The organism is Mariniradius sediminis (assembly GCF_021491425.1).
Taxonomy (GTDB): domain Bacteria; phylum Bacteroidota; class Bacteroidia; order Cytophagales; family Cyclobacteriaceae; genus Mariniradius; species Mariniradius saccharolyticus.
In genome coordinates, this window is record NZ_JAKEVZ010000006.1 from 24,872 (window position 1) to 50,570 (window position 25,699).

Genomic DNA, 25,699 nt, shown 5'->3' on the forward strand with positions numbered 1-25,699 from the left:
ATTAGTATTCCCAATCCCTTAAAAAGAGGATTTTTGATGCGAAACAGCGATCAGCAAATCCTCACCAGCATGTATTCCTCCCCTGCCCGATTGTTTAGATAGAGCAAACGTCCGCCCTTGACCGCCTGGAAATGTGCGTCAAACTGCTGGTTTTTGCCTTGATAGCGATTGGTGAGGGTAACATTCCAATTTGAAATGGTTGAATTTCCTTTGTACTCCTGCTGAAAGGTATTCATCGCTCCTACCGTACCCGTAGTTCCGTTGTGGATGCTGGAGTAAATTTTCCCGAAAAAGAAAAAGTAGCACTTGAGGTAGCGATCTTCGCCCCGGCATAAGCTCCGGTGAAGGAATCATACCGTTGAGTCATTTGACTTCCGCCATTCTGCCAGCTGCAGTTTAGGTCATTGGGGCCGATTGCAAACTTGTTGTATCGGCTCATGGCTACCAGATCGGAAGTCCACCCGTCACCAAGATTGCTGGTGGTAAACTGAAAACCGGAAAACAAAGCCGCGGAAGGGTTTTGCATTGCTTGGTTTTGGCTAGACGCAGGAAATTTTGATGGTATTTGTTGGATGCGGGAATTGCTCGTTTTTGTTCTTGCTGGAGGCAAAGGGGGAATATATGGGGGCGTTGTTAGGTTGGGATTTTGATCTGAGGATTGTGATACTGCGTTCGGAATAGCATTGGACCTGGCGAGATAGAAATTCGTTTCTTCTTTGTCCATCGAAAAGTAAATCAGAAAAGCCTCCGGTCCCTTTACCAACCAAGAAATCAGCTCGTCGTCGGTAGGGATGATTTCGAAACCGGATTTTTCCAACTCTTTGACCAGAATATTGCGATCAAATCCTGACTTGGCAGTAGAAGGAAGCATATATACTTCGGTCGCCCCGAGCTTGATAGTTGGTTCCATAACCTCTGCTTCCAGCAAGGTTCCTGCTGCCACGGTGGAAAGAAACCGCTTGTCCTGCTTGCTTCCTTCGGGAAGTTTGAGATTCAAGGCAGTAATCTGATTTGCCGGGACAACATTTTTCTGGGCGAAGACCATCATCGGAACCAAAAATGACACAAGAATCAGCAGTTTGGACTTCATGGATATAGGGCATTTGAGCGATATAAACCTAGCGTTAATTGTCTCCGTCCAAACTCCCTTAAAAGGAGGATATTTTCTCCCCCAAAAATCCTCTAAAAAGGGGAGGTTTTTGGAATCGGGTAATTTCTTAATTTGTAGTGTTTATAGACACGCCGACTCGCTTCATGAAAAAACTCCTTTTCATTCCAATCATTATCTTGCTGAGTCATGAACTAGCTGCACAACAGCATTTGGTAGACAGCGTCAGATTGACGCTGCAACAAAATCTACCTGATACCACCAAAGCATACAATCTGATAATGCTCGCCATGTACACCGAACCATTGGATTTGGCGAAGGCACACGAAATCTATCAGGAAGCGGTTGATTTTTCCTTAGAAAAAAAATTAGAGTATTATGCTGGACTTGCGTTGTTCTACGAATCCACTCCCCTGGAACTAAGCGGCAAATACCAAAAACAGAAAGAAAACCTGGATCGTGCTGCATCATATTTCAAGCAATCCTCCCACCCCAATGCCAAAAGAGAGGAAGCACGCGTTTTTGGAGGTTTGTCCAATTATTATCGAAATGCAAGTATGCTGGATTCCGCGGTGGAAGCATCACTCAACTCAATCGCACTGCTCGAAGATTTGAAAGATTATGCAAGAGTTTCGACCCATTGCGTGAATTTGGCGATGATTTTTCAGCAGCTTAGTCTCCCCGAGAAACAGAAAGAATATGTGGACAAAGCGTTGGATTTTGCAAAAAAGGCAAATCACCCTGGTAATCTAATGCTTGGCTATTTGCAGCAAGCAAGTTACTTCACGGAAATTCGGGATTTTCAAAAAGCGAAACTTTACGCTGATTCGGCCTCGGTCTATTACAGCGGTAGTTTTGACTTTACGAGGAAACAAAACTTTTTTTTGATAAAGGCTGGTACGTTCCAGAATATCAGCGAATTCGACAGCGCGATACATTATTTCAAGCAAGCATTTGAAAATGGCAAAGAAGCCGGTTCACGCTGGAACATGACAGAGCCCCTCATGCAGATCGGTTACATTAATTTTAAGCAGAAAAATTACGCTGAAGCGGAGAAGTATGTCAAAATGGGACTCGAGATTGCAGAAACAGATTCAGTCCTGGTTTTTATGAAGGAAGGTTACGGTACCCTGAGTGATATCTATGCCGCTAATGGGAATTTTAAAGACGCATACACCTTTCTAACCCGCTACAATACCATCAAAGACAGCTTACAGAGTGAAGATAGGAAAAGATATGCGCTTGATATCGAAAAAAAATATAAATCGGAGAAACAGCGCAACCAAATCCTTCAACTCGAGGCACAAAACGCCAACCAATTGGCCGAGAACCAAAAAAGAAAGCTGACCATCTGGATGCTGGTGATTTTGGCAGTGTCATTGGGAGCGATCATTCTCCTAATATTCAGGAAAAACCAACACAAACAACAGCTTCAAGTTCAGAGGATCAAGGAACTCGAAACTGAAAAACAACTTGCTGCTACTGAAGCAGTCCTCAAAGGCGAAGAACAAGAGCGAAGCCGCCTGGCCAAGGACCTACACGACGGCTTGGGCGGCCTGCTTTCCGGAATTAAATTTTCATTTCAAACTATGAAAGGCAACCTGATTTTAACCCCAGAAAATGCAAGGCTTTTCGAAAGAAGCCTTGATATGTTGGACACCTCGATCATGGAAATGAGGCGGGTTGCCCATAACCTGATGCCGGAAAACCTGATCAAGTTCGGTCTGGATGCGGCTTTGAAGGATTTTTGTGAGGACATCAACCAAAGCGGAGTGATCGATCTCCGCTATATCTCAATAGGTATTGAGGGAAATGAAATCGATCAGACCACCGCAGTTTCGATTTATAGGATCATTCAGGAATTGGTCAACAATATCCTGAAACACGCAGAAGCAAAAACCGCCCTGGTGCAACTCACCAAGAATAGCAATTTGATTCTTTTAGATGTCGAAGATGACGGCAAGGGCTTTGAGCACTCAAAAATGCTGCTTGGAAAGGGAATCGGATGGAGTAATATCAAAAGCCGCCTCGAATACCTGAATGCGAAGTTTACACTCGACTCTGCTCCCGAAAAAGGCAGCAGCATCCACATTGAAATCCAACTTTGATGAAGGTCCGACTTTTTATCGTGGATGACCACTATATGGTGATTGAAGGTATACGCTCACTGCTGCAGCAGGAGGAAGACATCGAGTGGATGGGGCATGCCACCAACGGTGAATCCTGTTTGGCGTTTTTGGAGAAAGATGAACCCGACGTCATATTGATGGACATTAGTATGCCCGGGATGTCTGGCATTGAGCTTTGCAAAGAAGTGAAAAAACAACATCCTGGAATCCGGGTATTGGGATTGAGTACATTTGACCAGCGAAGCTTCGTGGAGAAAATGATTGAAAACGGGGCCAATGGCTATGTACTAAAAAATGCCGGTAAAGATGAACTGCTGAAAGCAATACATGCAGCAAAAGCGTTCAAATCCTATCTGAGTTTTGAAGCAGTGAAGGCACTGAAAAGCGAATCGGGAGAAGCACCAATTTTGACACGAAGGGAAAAGGAGATTTTGGAGCATATTGCCGAAGGCCTGACAAATCAGGAAATCGCCGAAAAGCTTTTCATCAGTGTCACCACAGTCGATACCCACCGCAAGAACCTGATGCTGAAATTTGATGCGAAAAATGTCGCCGCCCTGATCCACCTTGCAGGCAAGTGTGGTTATTTGTGAGAAATCTCCGCTTTATTAAGAAGGGTTTCGTTGATTTCCTTTATTTGCCATACCAAAAACCTTTACTCCACCCTCACCACTGGAAACTCCGTGATCCTAAGTGTCGTGCAGCCATATGGCACCAGGGTGATTTCACGTTTTCGGCGCTCAAGCTCAGCGGGGGAAATAACTTGTGGGATATTCTCGGAAAGCTCGGGTGCGCTCTTGACAGTCCTCCACTCGGGCAAGTGGACTCCCTTTAACCTCAGCTCGATCGGCGCATTCTCCAGATTCCAAGGGTATTCGCCGTTCCATTCTCTCTCTATCAATGCCACATTGCCAGAAATGTTGCCGAGGAAACTTTCTTCCAACGCATAATTCCAATCGCTTTTTGGAAACACTTCCCAAAATGCCCTGAAGCGGTCCTTTCTATCTTTCTGCCGGTTTTCCGACTCGACCTTTAAGCTGAAGACCAATGGTCCTCGTTCTATGGCTACCATTCCTTTGTACCAAGTTGAGGTTTTCAATTCCATGGGCAGGGTTAAAGTAACTTTGTCCCCATTTTTCCAGGTTCTATTCAGGACTGCGACTTGATTGGTGGCTACAAAATCCACTGCCTGCCCATTTATGGTGATTTTGGGATCTTTCGCCCATGCCGGAATCCGCAAGTGGAACGGAAACTCGACTCCCTTGGAGAGTTCCAATGCGAAATCAACGCGATCACGAAACGGAAATCCCGTTGTCTCGACGATCTTGATCGTTACGCCATCGGCCACCGTCATTTGGACCGTACTTGGCGCATACAAAAGGGCCGCGACACCGCGGTCAGGAGTGGCATAGAACAGGTTTTGAACAAATTTCGGCCAGGACTGATGCATATTGGTCGTGCAGCAGGGATATCCGGAGAGCACACCGAACACAAAATCCGTCCCCTCGTGGTTGGTTTTTTCGAAGGAAGTTTCCAGTTGGTCGGTAAGTTCTACCTGATTGGCGGCCTGGAAATATTGTCTCGTCCGGTAATCGTCGGATGCCTGAGTCGGCAGGGCATTGTAGGTGATTCTTTCGAGCAGATCAGCAAATTCCATGTCGCCCGTGATTTTGAGGTTGGTTTCCAAGGAAAACATTTCTTCAGCAATCGAGCACAACTCGATGCCTTGGACGGGATTGTTGCCGTGCAAGGGCTCATCGCCTCCATACATCCCTGTAGGCTGACCGTGGTATTGCTTGAGGTCGCCCAAGGCTTTTTTGACCGCAGGGAGGGCTTGGGAATCCTTGCTCTTCTGGTAATATACCAAAGGTTGCTTTAGGCCTTGGGCCACATTGACCGTATGCAATCCGGGAATTTTTGAAATGGTCAAAACCGCCATTTCCGTCGAATCGAAAGGATAGCGCTTGAGTTTGTTGTAAAACCAAGTGTCGTCAAATTGGAAAGGATTTTCCGCATTGGTATAAATCTTTTGCCAAGGGAAGGTTTGCTCTTGGATCAAATCTCCCAGTTCAAGCAAAAATGCATCTCCAGTGATGTTGTACAGCCAATATACTACCATCAGGTTATCGCCCGCCCTTCGGTTGGCCCAAAGTGAAAGATGATCCAGAGGCTTTTCTGGAAGCATTTTCAATTGGTATTGGAAATATTTGGTCAAGGCTGTAATCACCCGCTCGTCACCCGTGGCTTGGTAATACTGCTGCAGCACTTTGAGCATGACCATCTTTGGCCACCAATCTTCCCTTGGGCCTTTTTGGATGCCGCGTTCGGGCTCAGGTTCCGTCTCAAAAGGAATAGGGCCAAGGTATCCGGATTCGGCTTGGTTGGCCAGCGTCCACTCTATCCAAGGCTGCGCCTTTTGTTTTAGTCGCTCATCGTCGAGGATATACGCCAAGGGCAACAAGCCATCGATCCAATACGGGCCTCTTTCCCAGCCGTCCCCATCTCCGCCAAGCCAGCCATTTCTAGTGCCGACGACCTCGGGATAAATCTCATCCAAATGCCCGGTCAGCCCATCAGCCATACGCCGCAATTGGTCCTCCAGCCAGCCATTGGCTTTGATGCTCCCGAGTGGCAGTTCCAAATACGGTGTAGCTGCCAAAGGCGACCGATTGCTGAGGTAGTGGGCGTTTAGCGCATCAGGTTTTTTTTGTTCAGGCTTGGAACAAGACAGCAGAACTGTCCATAAGAAGAATAACCAGACAGATTTGTACATGGATCGACGAGGTTGATTTTCGGAAAAACCAAGTTAACGATCTGTCTCACAAAAAGGAATAAATGTGCTGAGAGACGGGGGCTGGCCAATTCGGTCGGCGGATTTTTTGATCAAATTTTTTCGACACCATCCACGTCCACTTCAAAAGTCCAAACAAAATCCTGACAATCGTTGGACACATTTGATCCTGGACATTTTTGCTGGGTTCCTGAGATCAGGTAGCCGTTTCCCCCAGACACGGTTTCCAAGGTTTTCCCGTATTCATTGAAAAATCCCCCGTAGGTTTTTTGCCAAATGAGACTTCCCTCTTGATCAATTTTCAGGAGCAATGCATCATAATTTCCTGCCCCAAAGGAACTCGTAGAGCCAAGCACCAAGCACCCTCCATCGGCTGCGGCAAGGGCTTGTCCTGCACGGTCGTAACTGGTGCCTCCAAAAGTTTTTTGCCAAATGATTTTTCCATCAGAAGCCTTTTTGGTGACTTCTATATCGCATTCAGTGGGGGAACCGCAGTTGACTGTAGCGACTTCGAAAACAGAGCCATCGCCGAAATCTGATATTCCTGAGTCGGTCAAGGGCCAAAACAGGTAGGTAGAAAGTGCAAAACAAATAACTCCAATTGCTCCCAATACGGCGAGTTTGCTTGCTGTGAGGGTTTGAATAATGGCATTCATTTTTTGAAAGGGTTTGGATTGTGGTACATGGTTTTTCTCTTCCGACTCCAACAAAATCATCTCCAAATCCACCTCAAGTGCTCGGGCCAGAATTCTCAAGGAATAGAGACTCGGCTTCACTTCCGAGTTCTCTATGCGTTGGACCGTCCGCAGGGATACGCCGCTGCGATCGGACAATTCCTGTTGGGTCCACCCTTTTGCTACTCGAAGCGACCTGATTGTCTTTGCTGAAGTCACGGCCAAAATTCTCCTTTCATTTCCTGTTGTCAAACGTCGACACTACGTCATCCTCACGTCATTTGGATAAACCCACCTGAAGCCGTAATGTTTGTTGTTGTTTTTTTGATTCAAACATTGCTGAATCGTAATCCGTAAAAATCAACTAATTTTGTTTCCAAAATCAACATGTATGCAAGGTAAATTCAATCACATTTTTTGGGTAGCGATTATCAGTCTCTTCATTTGGACTGGATGCAAGGAACCCGTCGAGGTAATGGTTCCAATAGGCGACGATGGACAGGTTTTTGCCATCGACACCGAGGACAGTAAGATTCCCTACATCGTCATCGACACCCGCGGCGCTTCGATTCCCTACGAACCCGGTGTCGTTGCCCAAATGAAAATCTATGAGGAGAAAAAGCTCATCCAAAGCCAAAGGATCGACATCGAGTACAGGGGAAAAACTTCCTTCCGCCTTTCTGACAAAAAAGGCTTCAACTTCGAAACCATCGATGACGCGGGAGAAGGAACGGATGTATCCCTGCTGGGATTGCCAAAAGAGGAAGATTGGCGCTTGATTGGCCATGTGGTGAATGTATCCGAAAAATACATCTGGGACAGGAGCCTGATATACAACCCTGTGGCTTATGAGCTTTCCAATCGGATCGGAAAATACGCCAGTCGCGGAAAGCTTGTCGAGATCGAGGTCAATGGCGAGTACATGGGCGTATATTTTCTCTGCGAAAAACTGAAACGCGATAGCCAGCGGATCGATATCAAGTCCCTCAACGCCAGTTCTACCAACCTGACGGGAGGCTATATCCTCAAGATCGACAAAGCCGACGCGGGACCCGAACATGACGGCGCACCGCTTTCCTATTTTCTCAACAACTGGGACGATGATGCGCGCTACACCGCAAAAAACAGCTTTAGGAGTCAATACGACATCAACCGAAATGTCATCACGTTTCCACCTTTTGCACCACCGTATCACCCCAATCAGTATCTGGAGACCTATTTCATGTACGAGTATCCAAATGCGGAAGACATCACGGACGCGCAGGAGGCCTACATCGCAAACTATCTCTACGAGTTTGAGACCGCTTTGATCCAAGACAATTTTGGGGCGGGCCAAAGGACCTATGCCAACTATATCGAGATCGGGAGTTTTGTGGACTATTTCATCATCAACGAGCTCTGCCGCAATGTGGACGCCTATCGCCTCAGTACCTTTCTGGTGAAGGATAGGGATGGCAAGTTGGCCATGGGACCGGTTTGGGATTTCAATATCGGTTTTGACGAAGGAGGGAGAATCCCAATGGATGACTGGGTGATCAACTACAACAGCCTTGTAGACAGGGATCCTTGGATGCTACCCTTTTGGTGGACCAGACTGATGGAAGACCCCGTGTTCAGGCAAGCATTGAAAACCCGTTGGACAAGTCTGCGTAGTGGCCCACTGAGCAATGCAAACCTCCAAAACCTCGTGGCAGAAACTGCCAAGTATCTCCAAGACAACGAAGCCGTCACCCGCAACTACGCCAAATGGGAAGTAAGCAAAGACCGCACTTACGAGCAAGCTATCCTCGACCTACAAAATTTCCTCAGCCAACGCGCGAATTGGATGGATGGTAGGATAGGGGCGTTTTAGAAACAAACAAGAAGACTTGTCGGGTTTCGAATGCCTGACAGGTCTTCGATTTTCCCACTCCTGTAATTCCCCTATTCATCGCGCGTCGAATGCCTTATTTTTTGACTAAATACAAACCCATTCGACCTCTTATGAAAAAGCTTTACCTCGTTTTGATTTTGGCTGCCTTGTTCGGCCACATTTCGATCCATACACTTAGCGCTTATCCCAAAGTTTCTGATGAAAATACCGCTGCCGCCCCAGGTGATTACCGTTGGGTGGTAGAAGGATTTGACTGGGGACCGGCTGTCAACAAGGTAATTCTCTCGCTCAGTGAATCGGTCAAAGAAGCCAACGCTGCCCAATACCAGGTCTTCGCTTCGAGGAGTCTGGAAGGCGTAGAGATCGCGCCAGAAAGCTCATCCGGTAACCGCACTGTCGTGTATGCCTACGTTTCTGACGAAAAAGGAAACAGAGTCGCTGAGGGAAAACATATCACCTTGGTATTGGCGGTAAGCCCGGTGATGCCATTGGGTTCCCCATTCCAATATACCCGCATCAACAACCGCGGCGGCAACTATTGGGTGGACTATAAGCTGACCATCATCCATACCAGGACTGGACATATCTGGAACAATCCTGTCGGAAAGATCATGCCCCTCGTCGACAATTTTGACCTGACGGGAAAATTCAGCTACGGCAACAACCAAACCATGTCGTATGCCAGCTATACACCTTCAAAAACCACGGGTAAAGTCCCGTTGATCATTTGGCTGCATGGTGGCGGTGAAGGTGGATTTGATCCGACGGTGGCTTTGTTGGGAAATAGGGCGGCAAACTATGCCTCACCGGAAATCCAGGTCCTTTTTGGCGGCGCTTACGTCTTGGCCCCGCAAGCGCCCACTTTCTGGATGCAGGGCCCCGAGGGGATGACAAGGGGCAAGGACAATGACGTGTACAATCAGGCTGTTTTTGCCTTGATCCAGGATTTCGTATCGAAAAATCCCAACATCGATCCAAAAAGAATATACGTGGGTGGTTGTTCCAATGGTGGTTACATGTCGCTCAAGCTGATCTTGGAGCATCCGGATTATTTCGCAGCAGGCTATATCAGTGCGCTCGCCTTCAACAACGAGTTTATCACCGATGCCCAAATCCAAAAAATCAAGAACGTCCCGATTTGGTTTATCCACGCCAAAGAGGACCCAACCACCGTCGCCGACCAAACGGTCGTGCCGCTATACCACAGACTAAAAGCTGCCGGTGCGAAGAACGTCTATTTCACCTTCTACGACCATGTTACCGATATCACGGGATTTTATGGCGGGGAAAATTTCCACTACAATGCGCATTGGTCATGGATCTATAGCCACGCCAACTTGGCCCGCAAGGACGTCGATGGCTCAGCGGTAATGCTCAACGGCAGGCCGGTAACGATTATGGAATGGATGGCTGCACAGCGGAAGAAGTAATTCTGATTTCCAATAACATAAAACCTCAGCTAAGACCTGAGGTTTTTTTTTGCCTGTGTTCGATTCCCAGAGGTAAATCACCTGTTTTCCTGTTGTAAGATTTTATGATCTCCTCAAGATCATGGATCATGCTGGTGCGCTATAAGTCGAAATACGTTCTTCCAAAAAACTCCTGCTAAAAGGAACAGGAAAGCCTAAGTCAGCAACCGACTTTGTTTCCAGGGAACGCTAAAGTCGGCTGAAAATGAATCCTCAACCCCTTTCCCTCCTACACCTGTCGCTGCAATACTTGACTTCATCCCAGACTTTTTCCCACTTTTTTCTCCAGGAAAATGGGCGATTACAGACCACGCAGGTCTTGGTAGGAAGGTGCTGTTTTTTGACGTTTTTGGGCATAATCGTTGTTGTTAGGACTGCGGATCCATTTCTCCCCTGCGGGTATGAATAGCCAGTATACGTTTGTTTTCCTTGATCACGGACGCGTTTTTCCGGTGACCCCATATCTTGTCCCGGGCGTACCTTCCCGCGGCTTCCACATCCACAATCGGCGGTGGATAATCCAGGTTTTCTGACATACCGTACAACTGCCGCTCCATGGGCGACATCGCATAAGGTTCATGGATAAATTGCGCGGGTATATCTTGGAGCTCAGGCAACCACGTTTTGATAAAAATACCCTTAGGATCATGGTCCTGACTTTGTTTGAGTGGATTGTATATCCTTACGGTATTGATTCCGGTCACGCCGGCCTGCATTTGGAATTGAGGAAAGTGGATACCCGGCTCATAATCCAGAAAGAGCCGCGCCAAATGATGGCTCCCCTCCCGCCAGTCTTGGTACAGGTGATGACAGAGGAAACTCACCAACATGGCCCGCATCCGAAAATTGATCCAGCCCGTAGCCTCCAGGCACCGCATGCAGGCATCCACGAGGGGAAATCCTGTTCTTCCCTGTTTCCAAGCCTCGATCATCTCCGGCTTCCTGGGATGCTCTAGCAATTCATAGCCGGCGTTGATGCAATGATTTTCGTAAGTACAGTCCACCTCAAACTTTTGTATAAAATGGCAGCGCCATTTCAGCCGAGTGAGGAAGTTTTGCAAAGGACCTGGGAAACTGGATGTTCTTGCGGCATTTTTGACAAACTGGTAAGCCTGCTTCACGCTAATGTTGCCCCAACTCAGGTAGGGAGAAATACGCCCACAGCTCGTGCGGCTTTCGAGCGGCTTGCCGATATGACGGGTATAGTTTTTTCCCCTGTCTTGGACAAAAGAGCCCAAATACCGAAAAGCGAAATCTTCCCCCGCAGGCTGAAATCCACTTGGATATTGTGCCAATTGTAAACGCAATTCATCTGGAATGGGAAGTGGATTGTAAAACGGAAGTGGCTCTCTCTTGGAAAACGTATTGACGACCAAGGGTGTCTCCATCGTCCGGTACCAAGCCTCATCCCAACCCGCACGGTCGCGAATGCCGCGGACGATGCCATCGCGCTGGGATTGATGCCAATGAATTCCCGCTTTCCGAAAAAACGCGCTAAGCTTCTTGTCCCTTTGGTAAGTCAATCCAATACCGGACTCTTGGTAACTGAATACGTTCCTAATTTGGTACTTACTATGGATAAATGAAAAAGTTTCTATCGCTTCCGCATACATGACGACTATCTCGAGTCCATATTTTCCGATTTTCTTGTTTACCTGTAGGATAGAATGGTACTGGAACTGTAAGTGCCGCAGACTGGTATCGGGATAGGAAATGATCGAAGGCTCCAACAAAAACACAATCAAATAGGGCAAAGAATCCCTTTCGGCAAGCTGAAGCGGCAGGTGGTCCTGGGTACGGATATCCCGCTTCAGCCAGACTAGGTTGATTTCCCTCCGGTCAGTTTGAACATCGATGTGAATGCCATTTACTTCCATTGCCCTCAGATACGCTAAGACCGTTTGGAAATTTTGTTGCCGGTAATGGCACGCTGCCGATCGCATTTAAAGCGATCGATCTCAGGATTCCGCTTCTTGACGTGCTTTTGGCTGATTCCCTGGTTGACCCGCTTTCTCCACAGGTCAAAACTGCTGCGCTTGAGTTGCCCGCGCATGAGTTTGATGACCTCGGCCTCGCTCATTCCAAACTGCGCAAGAATAGCCTCGAAAGGTGTCCGATCCTCCCAAGCCATTTCGATGATCCGGTCGATGTCCGTAGCCGTCAGGTTCAACTTTTCCATGTCCCAAAAAGATCAACGATTGCCTTTTCCCTAAAATCAAAAATCTCCTTCAATTGCTTTTGGATGAACAATGCATTCGCAATTGCTCCCAAAAACCCAAGGGGTGGGCTGTAGGTGACTATGTCGGTCATTTCCACGCCGCCGTTGATTTCCTCCAGTTTATGCTGGTGATGCCAAAGCTTGTAAGGGCCGATGCGTTGCTCATCGACAAAATACTCCAAATCGCGCACGTGGGTGATTTCCGTCATCCACTGGATCGGAATGCCCAACATCGGTTTGACCGTGTAGGTGATGATCATACCGGGGTACATTTTGGCTTGGCCGATATTGCTCGTGACATGGAAATCCATGTAATCAGGCGTTATTTTCTTCAGATTGGCTGGACTGGAGACAAAGTCCCATACTGTCTCCAAACTTGCGGGGATTTGTTGTATGCGGGTGAATTGGTAGAAGGGCATCGAAAGGGGAAATATCCATTGTTTCAACAAATGCCCGCAGAACTTGTTTGAGGCTCAAACCTGAAAATTTCCTCAGGGTAAACAGAAAGACCTATTTCGAGGCGGTTTTTCCTAACATCGGAAAAAGCCGGATGATCTCCTCCTTATTGGGTTGGGTGCCATATTCGCAGACTTCGAAAGCTTCTGCAAATTGGACTTGTGCTGCCTGTTCCTTACCGTACCAAGATTCCAAGGCTTTGAGTACAGAGGCATTTGGAGTGGAAAAACGCTTCGATTTGAGCCAGGCTTTTCTCTCCGCCTGTCCAGTTGGAATCGGCTCGGTCAGGTTTCCGATCCAAGGCAGCCACTCATAAAACTGGGAAACATGGGCATCCATAGCATCGATTTTATTGTCAATCACCGGCGAGATATCGATCGCGATATCCGGCTGAAAGGGGTTGGGCTTTTTGAAATTGTCTTGAAAATAAAGGAAAACGGGATTTTTGCGAAGCGGCGGTGTATCGGCAGCAATGTTGGGTACGCCCACCATATAGGCTGCATCCTGCACCAAAATCCCAGTGTAGCGATGGTCGGGATGGTAGTCATTGTTTCGGTGGGAAATCACCACATCAGCTTCCCATTCCCGGATTTTTCGGATGATTTCTAGGCGATTTTCCAAAGTGGGCAAGAGTTCCCCATCGTGATTGTCCAACACATCGTATTGGATGCCCAGCCGCTTGGCAGCTTCTTGGGTTTCGGCGTACCGCCGCTTGGCAAGAACACCCCCGCCCATTTCCATGTGTCCGGCATCACCGTTGGTCACGGAGATGAACTTGACCTGATGCCCCATGGCTACGAAGAGCGCGGCAGTCCCTCCACCTTTGATATCACAATCATCCGGATGGGCACCGATCATGAGGATTTTGAGGACTTTGCCTTGTGCGAGGACCTGAAATACAGCAAGTGTCAAAAGGGAAAATACCAGTACGATTCTTTTCATGGCAAAAGGATTATGATAAAAATTTAAGGAGAATCAGCCCCACCTGCAATCCCGCAATGTATGGATGGTTCGTTTTTTCTTCACAAGAGCTGTGCCTTTGCCGGTTAATTGTCTGGTTTCATTACATTAGAAGGTCATTCAAGATTTATCTTCAATAAGCAAACCTTCATGAAAATCATTGTCAATATCTTTTTGCTGATGTTGTTTAGCCTCCCTGCCTTCTCCCAGGAAACCATCAAACTCTATCCTGGCAAAGCGCCCGGCTCGGAATCCTGGGATTGGACGGAGAAAGAGACGAGCCCATTTCCCAACAACCGCATGCTGTACAATGTCTCTGAACCTGTGCTGCTACATTATCCCGCGCCGAAGGAAAAGGCAACTGGAACATCCATCATTGTGGCTCCAGGTGGCGCTTTCCATATTCTGTCCATCGACAATGAGGGCATCCGTGTGGCAGAGTGGTTGAATTCGCTGGGGATTTCTGCCTTTGTGTTGAAATACAGGGTGGTCAAAAGCCAAACAGACAATCCCTTTGCAGAACTGATGCCGCTGATGCAAAACAAGGACAAACTGGACTCGATCAATGCACCCGTAGTCGAAATGGCCAAAAACGATGGCATAGAGGCCATGAAATTTGTCCGATCAAACGCTGTAAAATTCGGACTGGATCCCGGAAAGATCGGTTTTATGGGATTTTCCGCTGGAGGCACCGTCACCATGTCGGTGATGCTGAGTGCGGAAGAAAAATGGAAACCTGATTTTATAGCCCCTATCTACTTGTATAAAAAAGCTGTCCTCGGCAGCAATATGCCAAAAAAAGAGACACCGATTTTCGTGGTTGTGGCTACCGATGATAGCTTGGACTTTATGCCGCACAGTGTAGAACTCTACCTCGAATGGGTCTCCGCGGGACATCCCGCCGAATTGCATGCCTTTGAAAAGGGCGACCATGGTTTTGGCTTTGCGCCACGGGGAACTACCTCAGACATGTGGACCAAGAATTTTGAGTTTTGGTTGAAGAAAAGAGGATTGATACCTCAATAAACCAAAACACCGGCTTGCATCATGTCTTTTGAAAAATATTGGAGAGGCTACTCAAAAGGCAAGAGTATTGTTCAAATCCGTTAAATTGTATCTCATGAAAAATGTCGGCATTATATTCCTTTTCCTGATATTCCTGTTCACAAACTCCCAGGCCCAAGAACTTCCCCTCAAAATCGGCGTCGCCGGCCTCAACCATGGCCATGTTCCCTGGGTATTGAATGCCGATAAGCGGCCTGAAATCGACATTGTAGGCATTGCCGAACCGGATCGGGAACTGGCTGAAAAGTACTCCAAGCAATATGGATTCTCGATGGACATCGTTTTTGGATCGATCGACGAAATGCTCGAAAAAACCAAACCTGAGGCCGTCACGGGCTTTGGCACGACCTATCAACACCTCGAAATCGTGCAGAAATGCGCGCCGAAAAGCATCCATGTCATGGTTGAAAAACCACTGGCAGTAAGTCTCGACCACGCACGGGAAATGGCGAACTTGGCAAGAAAACACCAAATCCAGCTGCTGACCAACTATGAAACCACTTGGTATACCAGCCACCAGAAAGCGCTCGAAATACTGGAGTCCGAAAAAATCGGGGATATCCGCAAAATCGTCGTCCGGGATGGACATCGCGGCCCCAAGAAAATCGGCGTAGGACCCGAGTTTTTGGAATGGCTGACAGACCCTGAACTGAACGGTGCAGGGGCCTTGATGGATTTTGGCTGCTACGGCGCCAATCTCAGCACTTGGCTGATGGATGGACAAAGGCCCATATCGGTGACCGCCGTGGTCCAGCAACTCAATCCCGCTGACAACCCAAAAGTGGAGGATGAGTCGACCATCATCCTGACCTACCCAAGCTCCCAGACAATCATCGAGGCGTCCTGGAATTGGCCGATCGGACGAAAGGATATGGAAATCTACGGCCTGACGGGTGCGATTCTTGTCGACAACGGCAAACAACTCAGGCTGAGAATGGCGGAAGGATATGATGGCTTTTCGGAGGAAAAATTTGAAATGGAAAAACGGGAAAAGCCGCTGGATGATCCATTTTCGATGTTGTACGCGGTCGTGCGGGGCCAAATCACCCTTCCAAACGACGATCTCAGCGGTCTCGAAAACAACCTGATCGTGATGGAAATCCTAGAAGCTGCGAAGGAAAGCGCGCGGTCAGGAAAGACAGTTTGGCTGGACAAGCGCTGATGCGCACCAAGAACAAAGTATGACCTAACAGGTCAGCAGATGCAGGCAGGAGATGGGAGAAGCAAGAAGCGAGAAAAATTGAAGGGACGATGTCTTACGGCTATTTACCAAATAACCGAATTTCACTGGCCGAACCATGGCGATTGAAGTTTATCTTTTTCTAACGAGATACTCGAAAAACCTATGCCGACCGAAATTAGTTAATCCGGAAAAACCGATCAACAAGCTGGAAAATGAGGAAAACAACCTTTAAGGTATCAAAAATGGATTGCCCATCCGAAGAACAAATGATCAGGATGAAGCTTTCCGACCTACCAAACATAGCTTCTCTAGACTTTGATATCCCGAACAGAAAGCTGGCTGTTTTTCACACGGGCGATTACTCGGAAGTATTTGATCGTCTTGAAAGCCTGAAGTTTGACACGACCTTGGTTGAAAGCAATTCTGTGGAAAACCAAATAAATGCCACTGAAGACACGGGAAAACAAAGAAAATTGCTTTGGCAGGTCTTGGGGATCAATTTCTTCTTTTTTGTACTTGAAATGACGACGGGTTTTCTGTCAAACTCCATGGGTCTTGTTGCCGATAGTTTGGATATGTTGGCTGACAGCATTGTCTATGGACTGGCCCTTTTGGCGGTAGGCGGCTCGGTTGCACGTAAGAAAAACATCGCGAAATCTGCAGGCATTTTTCAGTTGATACTGGCAGTTTTGGGGTTTATGGAAGTGGTCAGGCGATTCGTGGGACTAGAGGCGATTCCCGGTTTTCAGACGATGATCATCATCTCTATCCTCGCCCTTATTGGCAATGGACTCTGTTTGTATTTATTGCAAAAGAGCAAGAGCGAGGAAGCACATATGCAAGCCAGCATGATCTTCACGTCGAATGACATCATTGTGAATCTTGGTGTGATCGTGGCCGGTGGGCTCGTCTACTTGACAGACTCAAAGTATCCCGACCTTGTGATTGGGACGATCGTGTTTTTCCTCGTTGGACAGGGAGCGTTCAAAATACTCAAGCTTTCAAAATGATTGGGGAAAAAGACCACTGTTTGCCTAAGCATCCATATTCAAATAAGCGCCGTGCATTATTTCCATCGTTTGGCCGATATTTGTCTGAGCCGATTTTCTAAACGAACCATCATGAAAGCCCATCTGACCAAGCTTGCTGTTGTTTTGCTCCTTTGCGGCAGCGATGCCTTCGCGCAGCAACAAACCTACTGCAACCCGATCAATATCGACTATGGCTACACGCCGATCCCCAATTTCTCGGAATGGGGCAGGCATCGGGCGACCGCAGATCCGGTAATTGTAAATTTCAAGGGCACTTTTATCCTTTTCTCCACCAATCAATGGGGATACTGGACCAGCACGGATATGTCCAACTGGAAATTCCACTCCCGCCTTTTTCTCCAACCTTGGAACAAGGTCTATGACGAACTCTGTGCCCCGGCTGTAGGGGTTTTGGGCGATACGGTCATCGTGATGGGCTCGACCTATGAGCGGGATTTCACGGTGTGGATGAGCACCAACCCGACAGCCAATGAGTGGAAGCCCCTTGTGGAGAAATTTGACATCGGCGGTTGGGATCCGGACTTCTTCACAGACGATAACGGCAGGCTCTACATGTACAACGGCAGCTCCAACCGCTATCCGCTGTACGGGATCGAACTGGATAGAAAGACGCTGAACCCCATCGGCACACGCAAGGAGATGTACCTATTAGAACCAGACAGATATGGCTGGCAGCGCTTTGGCGAGCACATGGACAACACCTTCCTCGACCCCTTTATGGAAGGTGCCCACATGACCAAACACAATGACAAATACTACCTGCAATATGGCGCACCGGGGACGGAATTCAGTGGCTATTCCGACGGTGTAGTGGTCGGAAAAAGCCCACTTGGACCGTTTGTACCGCAATCCGATCCCCTGAGTATGAAATTGGGTGGATTTGCACGGGGTGCGGGACACGGGAGTACTTTCAAGGACAACCAAGGAAAATACTGGCACGTCAGTACAATCATGATTTCGGTTAAAAACACTTTTGAGCGACGCTTGGGCATTTGGCCTGCTGGTTTTGACAAAGACGATGTCATGTGGAGCAGTACCGCTCTCGGGGACTATCCCCATTACCTACCGGGCAGCGAAAAAGCCGGAGCCTTCACGGGATGGATGCTGCTCAACTTCAACAAACCGATGGCAGTGTCCTCAACCTTGGGTGGATTTGCACCAAACCTAGCCAATGACGAAGACTTGAAGACTTATTGGAGTGCCAAGACGGGCGAAAAGGGCGAATGGATACAAACCGACCTCGGCCAAATCAGCACCGTCCACGCCATCCAAATCAACTACGCCGACCAAGATGTGGACCAAGACCGCCTCGGCAAGCGCAGCGACCAATTCCATCAATACATCCTCTACCATTCGAAGGATGGAAAAAAATGGGAAGTCTTGGTCGACAAAAGCAAAAACAAGACAGACATTCCGCATGAATATTTAGAATTGGAAAAACCGGTGCAGACACGCTTTCTGAAGTTGGAAAACATCCACATGCCGACCGGAAAATTCGCCTTGAGCGGCTTCCGGGTCTTCGGTCATGGCAATGGCACCAAACCGGAGAAAGTGAAGCAATTCATGGTTTTCCGCACCGAAAAGGACAAACGCAGCGCCTTTATCAAATGGTCCCCCATGGCGGATGCCTACGCCTACAACATCTACTACGGCACCGCGCCGGACAAATTGTACACCTCGATCATGGTCTTGGGCAACAATGAATATTGGCTCAAAACCATGGACCGTTCGAAGACCTACTATTTTACCATCGAAGCCATAAACGAAAACGGGACGAGTGAATGGTATGAAGTCCAAAAGGTAGATTGATAGAAGTCCAAGCGCGGTTTGAATCTTTTACCTGTCAACGTGGTTTTCCCTTCAAATCAAAATGAAAGGGAACCTCCATGGAAATTGGAATAGATAGTTTTGCCGCCTACGTCACCGACTCCAAGGGCAACCCAGTCGGAACTGCCGAAGCGGCGATGACCGAACTCCTTGCCAGAATCAAACTGGCAGACGAAAAGGGATTGGATGTCTTTGGTATTGGGGAGCATCACCGCAAGGAATTTTTGGACTCGGCGACTGTGGTGATTTTGGCCGCTGCCGCGGGGCAAACCAAGCGCATCAAACTCTCGAGTGCCGTGACGGTGCTGAGTGCCGCCGACCCGGTCCGTATTTTTCAACAATTCGCCACGCTCGATCTCGTATCCAATGGCAGGGCTGAAATGGTCGTTGGCCGTGGTTCGTTTACGGAAGCATTTCCCCTTTTTGGTCTGAAACTTCAAGACTATGACAAGCTCTTTGCAGAAAAACTGGGCTTGCTCCTGCAAATCCGCTACCAAGAAACTGTCACTTGGTCGGGCCAATTTCGTCCGGCCTTGCACAACCAACCCATTTATCCCCGTCCGGTGCAAGATCCCCTGCCCATTTGGTTGGGCGTGGGTGGTACACCAGGTTCTTTTGCGAGGGCAGGTTCCTTGGGTCTGCCGCTGATGGTTGCGGTGATTGGTGGGGAAACACACCGCTTCCGTCCCTTGGTTGACCTATACCGTGAAGCGGGAGACAAGGCGGGATTTTCACAAGACCAGTTGAAAGTTGGGCTCCATTCGCTCGGTTATGTTGCCCAGACACATGAGGAAGCAGTGGAGGCCTACTACCCCGGCTATGCGGAGACTTTTACCCGTATTGGCAAGGAACGGGGATGGCCACCCGTGACACGTGGGCACTTCGAGGCACAAAACGCCCGAAGAGGCGTATACCTCGTGGGGAGTCCAGAAGAAGTGGCCGAAAAAATCCTCCGCCACAGCGATTCCCTTGGCGGCATCGACCGTTTCACCTTTCAGATGGACAATGCCGGCCTCAGCCATCAGCAACTCAGTGAATCCATTGCGATGATTGGGGAGGAAGTGATTCCGTTCGTAAAAGCCAAATCCAGTTCCCATGTTTGACAGCCCTGACTATCCTGCCGCTTTGGATGAATCGCAATTTGAGGCTTGGTTCGAAAAAGGCCGCGAAAGCCGAATTCCTTATGCCTACTTGCTGATCATGTGGGATGAGATCGAAGGAAAATACGATCCGATCTATGTCGAAAACAGGAAAGAAATCCAAGAATATCCCCGCTATGGGCAATCCCCCGAAAACAGGTTGCTCGTGGCGGCTTATGATCTGTATTCGGGGGGAAGAGTTGGGTGATGTAGAAAGTTAGAAGTACGAAGTTGGAGGCACGAAGTTAGAAATACGAAGTTGGAAGTATGATTTGCGCGGCAAGGAGGAATTTCATTTTTTATCGAATGAAGAATATTGAACTCCGAATAATGAAATTCGAATATTGGCATACAAAGAGCTAATTACCTAAAAACAATTTAATAAATAACTAAAAGAAGTAAGAATAAGGGGCGAAGTCAGAAATCTTTGGAGGAAATAGAAGACACCACCAAATCCCTCAGGCTGGACATTGCCATTTAGGACAGGTCAAACAAGTCGATGTAGGATTGAAAAGCATAGACCCTGTTTCTCCTGAAGCCTGTCAACTCTACCAATATTCCAAGGTCGACGAGGTCGTTGACCAAGCGAATGGCAGTGGAGACATGCACATCCAGCACTTCTGCCACTCTCGCACTATCGATGATTGGATTGCCGTAGAGAACCTTCAATAGCTTTTTTGCTTCCTGTTGCCTCTTACCTAACTCAATAAGCTTGGTAAACTCAACATTTTCACGCAAGGCCAGTATTCGTTGGAAAGTGTTGATACTTGCCTCAGCAGTTTCGATTACGCCAACCAGAAAAAAACCAAGCCAAGACTGAATATCGTTTTTTTCACGTACCCGCATCAAATGGTCATAATAATCTCTGCGATTTTTTTCAAAGAAGTCGGACAAGTACAAAACCGGTCGCTTCAATAGACCTTTGTCGAGCAAGTAAAGTGTGATCAACAGCCTCCCAATTCGACCGTTCCCGTCTAGGAACGGGTGAATAGTCTCGAACTGATAGTGAATGAGCGCGATCTTAAGCAAATGCGGCACATTGGTCGGAGTATCGCTTGTATCTGCATGGATAAAATACTCCAAATCACCCATCAATTCCGAAACTTCGTCATGGGTCGGCGGGACGAAAATTGCGTTCTTTAGACTCGGTCCTATCCAGTTTTGGCTGGTTCGAAACTCTCCCGGCATTTTTTCCTTGCCACGTGTCCCCTCCAACAATGAAGCATGGGTATGTTTGATCAAGCGTGTGGAAATTGGGATTTTTTCCAATTCCATTATCGCTTGATTCAAGGCCACAATGTAGCGTTGTACTTCCTTCCAGTCTTCTCTTCTTTCGGGTTCAATATCCTGTTCGTTGGCTAAAGCCTCCTGAAAGGATGTTTGTGTTCCTTCAATCTTACTTGAAACCGTCGCTTCCTTGGTGATATGCATCTTGATAAAGAAATCCACATCAGGTATCAATTCTGAAAAAGCATCCAATTTACCTAGGCAACGATCTGCTTGACTCAGTAGATTTGCCAACTTGGGGTCTGAAATCACCCATTCATAATTGATCTTTTCAGGCCTAAAACTCTGGTATTCCATCCGCTTGACCCAGTTTCCTGATTTGAAAGTCTTGATGTCCCTTGTCTCCATACCTGCCTAATTTCTGATTATTATATTTGCAAAAATAATCTTTTTTGCAAATATAAATTAATGTATTTGCACTTAATGGATTTTGTACAAATATGAGAATTCATCTTTGCAGCTCGAGTCGACTTTTGACCAAGGAAAAGTCCCATCGAATACTGGGGCTTTGAGTGTTGAATGAGGACCCGGCAAATAGGTCGATGGATTGAAAAGCATAGACCCGGTATCGCGTATGGCGAGTCAACCCCAACAGACGGCGAGACCAACAAGACATTTGATCTCAAAAAATAGCATTCCAGCTTTGTGCCTCCACTGTCTTCTTTTCCTAACAACTCTTAAAAAACTGCTTTTGACCGAGTCGAGCCTCGATTTCCTTGGCAGTCTTGGTGATGGAAAGTCCGCCTAGATTGGTGCACCTGAGGGTATTGGGGATGCTGTTACCAACCACATACATGGTTTCGATGACTTCGTCGAGCGGAATCAGGTGGTCATAATCTGCCATGGCCATATTTGCGCAGGAAAGTGCATTGGAAGCTGCCATGACGTTTCTGTTGAGGCATGGGGCTTCCACCCGGTTGCCAATCGGGTCACAAATCATACCGAGCGAACTCTGCAATGCCATCGATGCTGCAGAAAGGCTTTGCTGCAAGGTCCCTCCCGCAAGACTGACGATTGCCGCCGCTGCCATGCAGGAACCGGAACCGCATTCGGCTTGGCAACCTCCTACTTCAGCAGCAAAAGTGGAATGCGCCGCAATGAATACGCCGATCAGTCCGGCAACCATCAGGGCCCTTACCGTTTCTTCGTCAGAAAGTCCAAGGGTGTCCGCCACAGCCAAAACCGAGCCCGGCATGGCCCCACAGGATCCTGCGGTCGGCGCCGCCACAATCACGCCCATGGAGCTCTTGACCTCCATGATCGCGGACACATACATGATGATCTTGTTCAGTACGTCCGCAGCGACCAACTTCCTGTCCTCCACCATCGACTTGAACTTGACCGACTGTGGACCCAAGATCCTGTCTTCGAAGTGGGTTCCCTTCAATCCCGCTTCGACTGCATTTTTCATGATCTGACGGATGTCCTCCATCTTGGAAAGGACTTCCGCTTCGGAGATATTGCCCCGCATGCTTTCATAGCGCACCGCCAATTCCCACAGGCTTAGGCCTTTGTCTTGATTGTAGGCCAACATTTCTTCACAAGTGATAAAGGGCACAGTTTGATTCTTGACTGACAGGATTGGCAACACGGGTCCGATTTGTTTCACACTGCTGACAGCCTCCAGCTCGCGCAGGTCTTGGATGAGACTCTCTTCCAAGCTTTCCCATGATCTGATTTCAACAAAGGGCCTATCCCCAACGATGATTTCCAAATTTGAATGATCAACCGTTTGCTCCAAATACCTTTCGATTCCGGCAGGGTCATCGGCAAAAACCAAAGTCACATAGCTATCCCCGGCCATGGACACTTTTGTTCCGTCAATCTCAATGACCTCAATCATTCCTCCCCCGGTGGAAATGGCGATTACCTGATGGCTTTCCCATGGGTTGGTCAGGGTGATTTTGTAGGTGTTAGGGTGTTCTGCCTGAATATCCTTGATGTTGATTTTCACCTGAATTCCTGCAGCTCCCAAATGCTGTTCGGAATGGACCAAGCGCTCGTCATAAGCCTCCCAGCCCAGAAATCCTCCGAAAAGTCCCATGTCGGAACCTTGGTCTTTGTGGGTGGTGGCCAAAGAGCCATTGGGGTCGAAGTCAATTTCTATCGAAGAAATTTGGCCGTCCATCAGGTCATGGCATATGCGCCCAATCCTCAGGGAAGCTGCGCAATGTGAACTCGATGGCCCTCTCATGACAGGCCCCACGACATCATTGAAAATACTTGGGAATGTTTCCATAGGTCCCAATTTATCAAATTTCAATTGAAACATCCTTCATGAATCAAAATATAAACGGCGGCTTGGGAATGTCGCTTCATACTAGATGGGATTGTCAAACTGCACATACTTGAACGTATGTGAACCATCTTCATACAGCTCAAAAAGCCCATAGCCCTTGTTGGTGTTTTCATAGGGCTCGTCGCTCCACCAATTTCCGGATACGGCCCCGCTGCAGTGATAATGGATATTTTGGTAGAGGAGTGATTCTACCAAATGGATATGCCCGCTGATGCAGGCCTTCACGTTTTTGTGTTTGAAAAACAAATTGATCAAAGGCTTGGCATCGATGTGCATCCAGGCTCCTGGTACGATCCAATTGCCCGTTTCGGCATTGTTGCCATCCAAAAATGGGGTCGCGCCCAAGATTGGAATATGGGAAACAATCAAAATCGGCTTCTCCGCGGGTATGGATTGCAGCGTTTGCTCGAGCCATGCTGCCTGCGCTGTATCCAGTTTGGCGGTGTACCAAGTGCCATCCTCCTTCTTGTGCGTACTGTCGAGGACGATGAAATGCCAGCCTTTGGATTCGAAGGTGTAATAAGGCATTTCCATAGCATGTTCCCGCATCACCCAAGCCTTCCCCGGGAAAGGCTCCTCGTGGGGAGTTTTGCCCCAAACGTCATGGTTACCGATGCAGTGGTAAATCTTCAGATCTGGATGGGCGGCACGGATTTTTCGCCACACGGCCCATTGGGCTTCTGTTTCCGCTTCATCCTTTCCCAATGCATCCATGATGAGGTCGCCGCCGTTCACAAAAAAATCGATAGGCTGTTCCTTGCTTAGGATATGGTCAAAGCATCTCTTGACCCCTTCCTCGGCACCAACTCCCGGCTCAATATGCATATCTGTCACATGGGCAAATCGCAAGATGGGAGTTTTGGCTTGTAAGGGTTCAGTTTTAGGGTTGGTACAGGCAAGGGGTAAGACACTTGCGCCCAAAGTCCCCAAACCGAGAGCCTGGAGAGCGTTTCTTCTTGTGATTTTGGATTTCATAGCATTGGTATTTCAAAAACGAAAAACGCGATCAATAAAGATGAACCTTATCTTCAAAGTATAGCAATAGCGAAGATATCCGAATTTTCGGTTTTTGAAAGGTAATTGGACGGTTGTGGGAGGATTCGAAAGACCATCATTCCCGAAATGGAAAAGACCTCAATCGAATCGGATTTTTTGCATAAATTATTCCGTCGATAAACTCAATCCAAACTGATGGTCCCAAAAAGACTCACCGCCACGATTCCGCTTTTCTTCATGATTTGTATAAGTTCATTTTCCCAGCAAATCCGTTTGCGTGAGACCAAAACAGGAGTCGATTTCCTATCAGGCGGAAAAGTCTTGTTGACCTACCAAACATCCACGGCTGAGGTGCCCGAGGGCGTGAAAGCTGAATTCAGAAAATCCGGCTTTATCCATCCGCTTTTTTCCCCCTCCGGTCAGGAACTCACCCGCATACAGCCACCTGACCACTTCCACCATTATGGCATTTGGGGCCCTTGGACAAAGACCTTGGTAGAAGGACGGGAGGTGGATTTTTGGAATTTGGGAGACGGAAAAGGCCGGGTGGATTTTGACCGTTTGATCTCCAAAAAAGAAAAAAAGGATAACGCCGAGATCCTCGTCCGACAAAAACACACCGATCTCCTTGCTCCAAACGGCGCCCAAGTCGCCATCGAGGAAGATCTCGGCATCCGCGTTTGGAGTATGGAACAAAACAGATATGCCGTGGACTATACCACGGAAATTTCCACCCCCTTGAAAACTCCCGTGGTTTTGGAAGCCTACAGGTACGGTGGCGGAATCGGCTTCCGGGCGACGGCAAGATGGGATGCAAGCAACAGCCATATCCTTACCTCCGATGGCAAAGACCGAAAAACCGCCGATGGCAGCTATGCCAAATGGGTGATGGTGTATGGGGTTTCCGACGATCCTTCCGGGGAAAGTGGAATCCTTTTTCTCAGCCATCCGGATAACCGGGCCCATCCCGAACCCATGCGCGTATGGCCCGAAGATTCAAATGAGGGCAAGGAAAATGTCTTCCTTGAGTTCTGTCCCATCCGTCACCAAGCTTGGGAAATCCTCCCCGGCAAGACAAATACTTTAAAGTACCGCATGATCGTCTTTGACGGTAAAATGACCGCGACGGAAGCGGAGAGTTATTGGAAAACATTTGCAGCACGATAGAAAAAC

23 protein-coding genes are annotated in these 25,699 nt (G+C 48.0%); 11 read left to right on the forward strand and 12 right to left on the reverse strand.

The window, feature by feature from the left end:
* Positions 1-50 precede the first annotated feature (50 nt).
* The gene (locus L0U89_RS08835; protein ID WP_234861210.1) at positions 51-236 is read right to left on the reverse strand and encodes a hypothetical protein; all 186 of its coding nucleotides are present in this window, start codon (positions 234-236) and stop codon (positions 51-53) included.
* A gap of 5 nt (positions 237-241) precedes the next feature.
* Positions 242-1,090 (reverse strand): hypothetical protein, encoded by an 849-nt coding sequence (locus tag L0U89_RS08840; protein WP_234861211.1) that lies wholly within the window; start codon positions 1,088-1,090, stop codon positions 242-244.
* Positions 1,091-1,254: 164 nt separating this feature from the next.
* On the opposite strand from L0U89_RS08840, the gene L0U89_RS08845 reads away from it, so the two are divergent.
* Both L0U89_RS08845 and L0U89_RS08850 read left to right on the forward strand, forming a co-directional pair.
* Entirely contained in the window at positions 1,255-3,216 is a 1,962-nt protein-coding gene (locus tag L0U89_RS08845; RefSeq protein ID WP_234861212.1) for a tetratricopeptide repeat-containing sensor histidine kinase, read from the forward strand.
* A complete protein-coding gene (locus tag L0U89_RS08850; protein WP_234861213.1) occupies positions 3,216-3,830 on the forward strand; it encodes a response regulator in 615 nt (204 codons plus the stop codon). The genes L0U89_RS08845 and L0U89_RS08850 overlap by 1 nt, the downstream gene beginning before the upstream one ends.
* Positions 3,831-3,892: 62 nt before the next feature.
* Here the strand turns inward: L0U89_RS08850 and L0U89_RS08855 are convergent, their stop codons facing one another.
* Together L0U89_RS08855 and L0U89_RS08860 are read right to left on the reverse strand one after the other, a co-directional pair.
* Positions 3,893-6,010, reverse strand: a complete 2,118-nt coding sequence (locus L0U89_RS08855) for a beta-L-arabinofuranosidase domain-containing protein (protein ID WP_234861214.1) — start codon at positions 6,008-6,010, stop codon at positions 3,893-3,895.
* A 110-nt stretch (positions 6,011-6,120) separates the two neighbouring features.
* Complete coding sequence (locus L0U89_RS08860; RefSeq protein ID WP_234861215.1) at positions 6,121-6,921, reverse strand: helix-turn-helix domain-containing protein; 801 nt, start codon at positions 6,919-6,921, stop codon at positions 6,121-6,123.
* Between the two features lie 172 nt (positions 6,922-7,093).
* On the opposite strand from L0U89_RS08860, the gene L0U89_RS08865 reads away from it, so the two are divergent.
* Positions 7,094-8,554, forward strand: coding sequence for a CotH kinase family protein (locus L0U89_RS08865; protein WP_234861216.1), 1,461 nt, complete (start codon positions 7,094-7,096; stop codon positions 8,552-8,554).
* A 131-nt stretch (positions 8,555-8,685) separates the two neighbouring features.
* Positions 8,686-10,005: a prolyl oligopeptidase family serine peptidase gene (locus tag L0U89_RS08870; protein WP_234861217.1), complete on the forward strand. Its 1,320-nt coding sequence runs from the start codon at positions 8,686-8,688 to the stop codon at positions 10,003-10,005.
* A 252-nt stretch (positions 10,006-10,257) separates the two neighbouring features.
* Here L0U89_RS08870 and L0U89_RS08875 read toward each other — a convergent pair whose 3' ends face one another.
* The 5 genes from L0U89_RS08875 to L0U89_RS08895 form a co-directional block, all read right to left on the reverse strand.
* Positions 10,258-10,401 carry a DUF2256 domain-containing protein gene (locus L0U89_RS08875; RefSeq protein WP_234861218.1) on the reverse strand — a complete coding sequence of 48 codons (144 nt, stop codon included), beginning with the start codon at positions 10,399-10,401 and terminating at the stop codon, positions 10,258-10,260.
* A gap of 11 nt (positions 10,402-10,412) precedes the next feature.
* Positions 10,413-11,921, reverse strand: coding sequence for a cryptochrome/deoxyribodipyrimidine photo-lyase family protein (locus L0U89_RS08880; RefSeq protein WP_234861219.1), 1,509 nt, complete (start codon positions 11,919-11,921; stop codon positions 10,413-10,415).
* A 14-nt stretch (positions 11,922-11,935) separates the two neighbouring features.
* Positions 11,936-12,223 carry a TIGR03643 family protein gene (locus L0U89_RS08885; RefSeq protein WP_234861220.1) on the reverse strand — a complete coding sequence of 96 codons (288 nt, stop codon included), beginning with the start codon at positions 12,221-12,223 and terminating at the stop codon, positions 11,936-11,938.
* Positions 12,211-12,636: an SRPBCC family protein gene (locus L0U89_RS08890; protein WP_369413244.1), complete on the reverse strand. Its 426-nt coding sequence runs from the start codon at positions 12,634-12,636 to the stop codon at positions 12,211-12,213. The genes L0U89_RS08885 and L0U89_RS08890 overlap by 13 nt, the downstream gene beginning before the upstream one ends.
* 136 nt (positions 12,637-12,772) lie before the next feature.
* The gene (locus tag L0U89_RS08895; protein ID WP_234861222.1) at positions 12,773-13,660 is read right to left on the reverse strand and encodes a PIG-L deacetylase family protein; all 888 of its coding nucleotides are present in this window, start codon (positions 13,658-13,660) and stop codon (positions 12,773-12,775) included.
* Positions 13,661-13,828: 168 nt separating this feature from the next.
* Here L0U89_RS08895 and L0U89_RS08900 point away from each other — a divergent pair, with 168 nt between their 5' ends.
* From L0U89_RS08900 to L0U89_RS08925, 6 genes are all read left to right on the forward strand, one after another.
* The gene (locus L0U89_RS08900; RefSeq protein WP_234861223.1) at positions 13,829-14,704 is read left to right on the forward strand and encodes an alpha/beta hydrolase; all 876 of its coding nucleotides are present in this window, start codon (positions 13,829-13,831) and stop codon (positions 14,702-14,704) included.
* A 94-nt stretch (positions 14,705-14,798) separates the two neighbouring features.
* The gene (locus L0U89_RS08905) at positions 14,799-15,905 is read left to right on the forward strand and encodes a Gfo/Idh/MocA family protein (RefSeq protein ID WP_234861224.1); all 1,107 of its coding nucleotides are present in this window, start codon (positions 14,799-14,801) and stop codon (positions 15,903-15,905) included.
* A 233-nt stretch (positions 15,906-16,138) separates the two neighbouring features.
* Positions 16,139-16,936: a cation diffusion facilitator family transporter gene (locus L0U89_RS08910; protein WP_234861225.1), complete on the forward strand. Its 798-nt coding sequence runs from the start codon at positions 16,139-16,141 to the stop codon at positions 16,934-16,936.
* Between the two features lie 111 nt (positions 16,937-17,047).
* A complete protein-coding gene (locus tag L0U89_RS08915; RefSeq protein WP_234861226.1) occupies positions 17,048-18,787 on the forward strand; it encodes a family 43 glycosylhydrolase in 1,740 nt (579 codons plus the stop codon).
* A gap of 77 nt (positions 18,788-18,864) precedes the next feature.
* Positions 18,865-19,908 (forward strand): LLM class flavin-dependent oxidoreductase, encoded by a 1,044-nt coding sequence (locus L0U89_RS08920; RefSeq protein WP_234861227.1) that lies wholly within the window; start codon positions 18,865-18,867, stop codon positions 19,906-19,908.
* On the forward strand, positions 19,901-20,152 hold the full coding sequence (locus L0U89_RS08925) for a hypothetical protein (protein ID WP_234861228.1): 252 nt from the start codon (positions 19,901-19,903) through the stop codon (positions 20,150-20,152). The genes L0U89_RS08920 and L0U89_RS08925 overlap by 8 nt, the downstream gene beginning before the upstream one ends.
* Positions 20,153-20,421: 269 nt before the next feature.
* On the opposite strand, the gene L0U89_RS08930 is transcribed toward L0U89_RS08925, so the two are convergent.
* The 3 genes from L0U89_RS08930 to L0U89_RS08940 all read right to left on the reverse strand — a co-directional run bounded on the left by L0U89_RS08930 (position 20,422) and on the right by L0U89_RS08940 (position 24,505).
* Positions 20,422-21,579 (reverse strand): Fic family protein, encoded by a 1,158-nt coding sequence (locus L0U89_RS08930; protein WP_234861229.1) that lies wholly within the window; start codon positions 21,577-21,579, stop codon positions 20,422-20,424.
* 319 nt (positions 21,580-21,898) lie between these two features.
* Entirely contained in the window at positions 21,899-23,470 is a 1,572-nt protein-coding gene (locus L0U89_RS08935; protein ID WP_234861230.1) for an L-serine ammonia-lyase, iron-sulfur-dependent, subunit alpha, read from the reverse strand.
* Between the two features lie 81 nt (positions 23,471-23,551).
* Positions 23,552-24,505 carry a metallophosphoesterase family protein gene (locus L0U89_RS08940; protein WP_234861231.1) on the reverse strand — a complete coding sequence of 318 codons (954 nt, stop codon included), beginning with the start codon at positions 24,503-24,505 and terminating at the stop codon, positions 23,552-23,554.
* A 216-nt stretch (positions 24,506-24,721) separates the two neighbouring features.
* On the opposite strand from L0U89_RS08940, the gene L0U89_RS08945 reads away from it, so the two are divergent.
* The gene (locus L0U89_RS08945; RefSeq protein ID WP_234861232.1) at positions 24,722-25,693 is read left to right on the forward strand and encodes a DUF6807 domain-containing protein; all 972 of its coding nucleotides are present in this window, start codon (positions 24,722-24,724) and stop codon (positions 25,691-25,693) included.
* Positions 25,694-25,699: the final 6 nt, after the last annotated feature.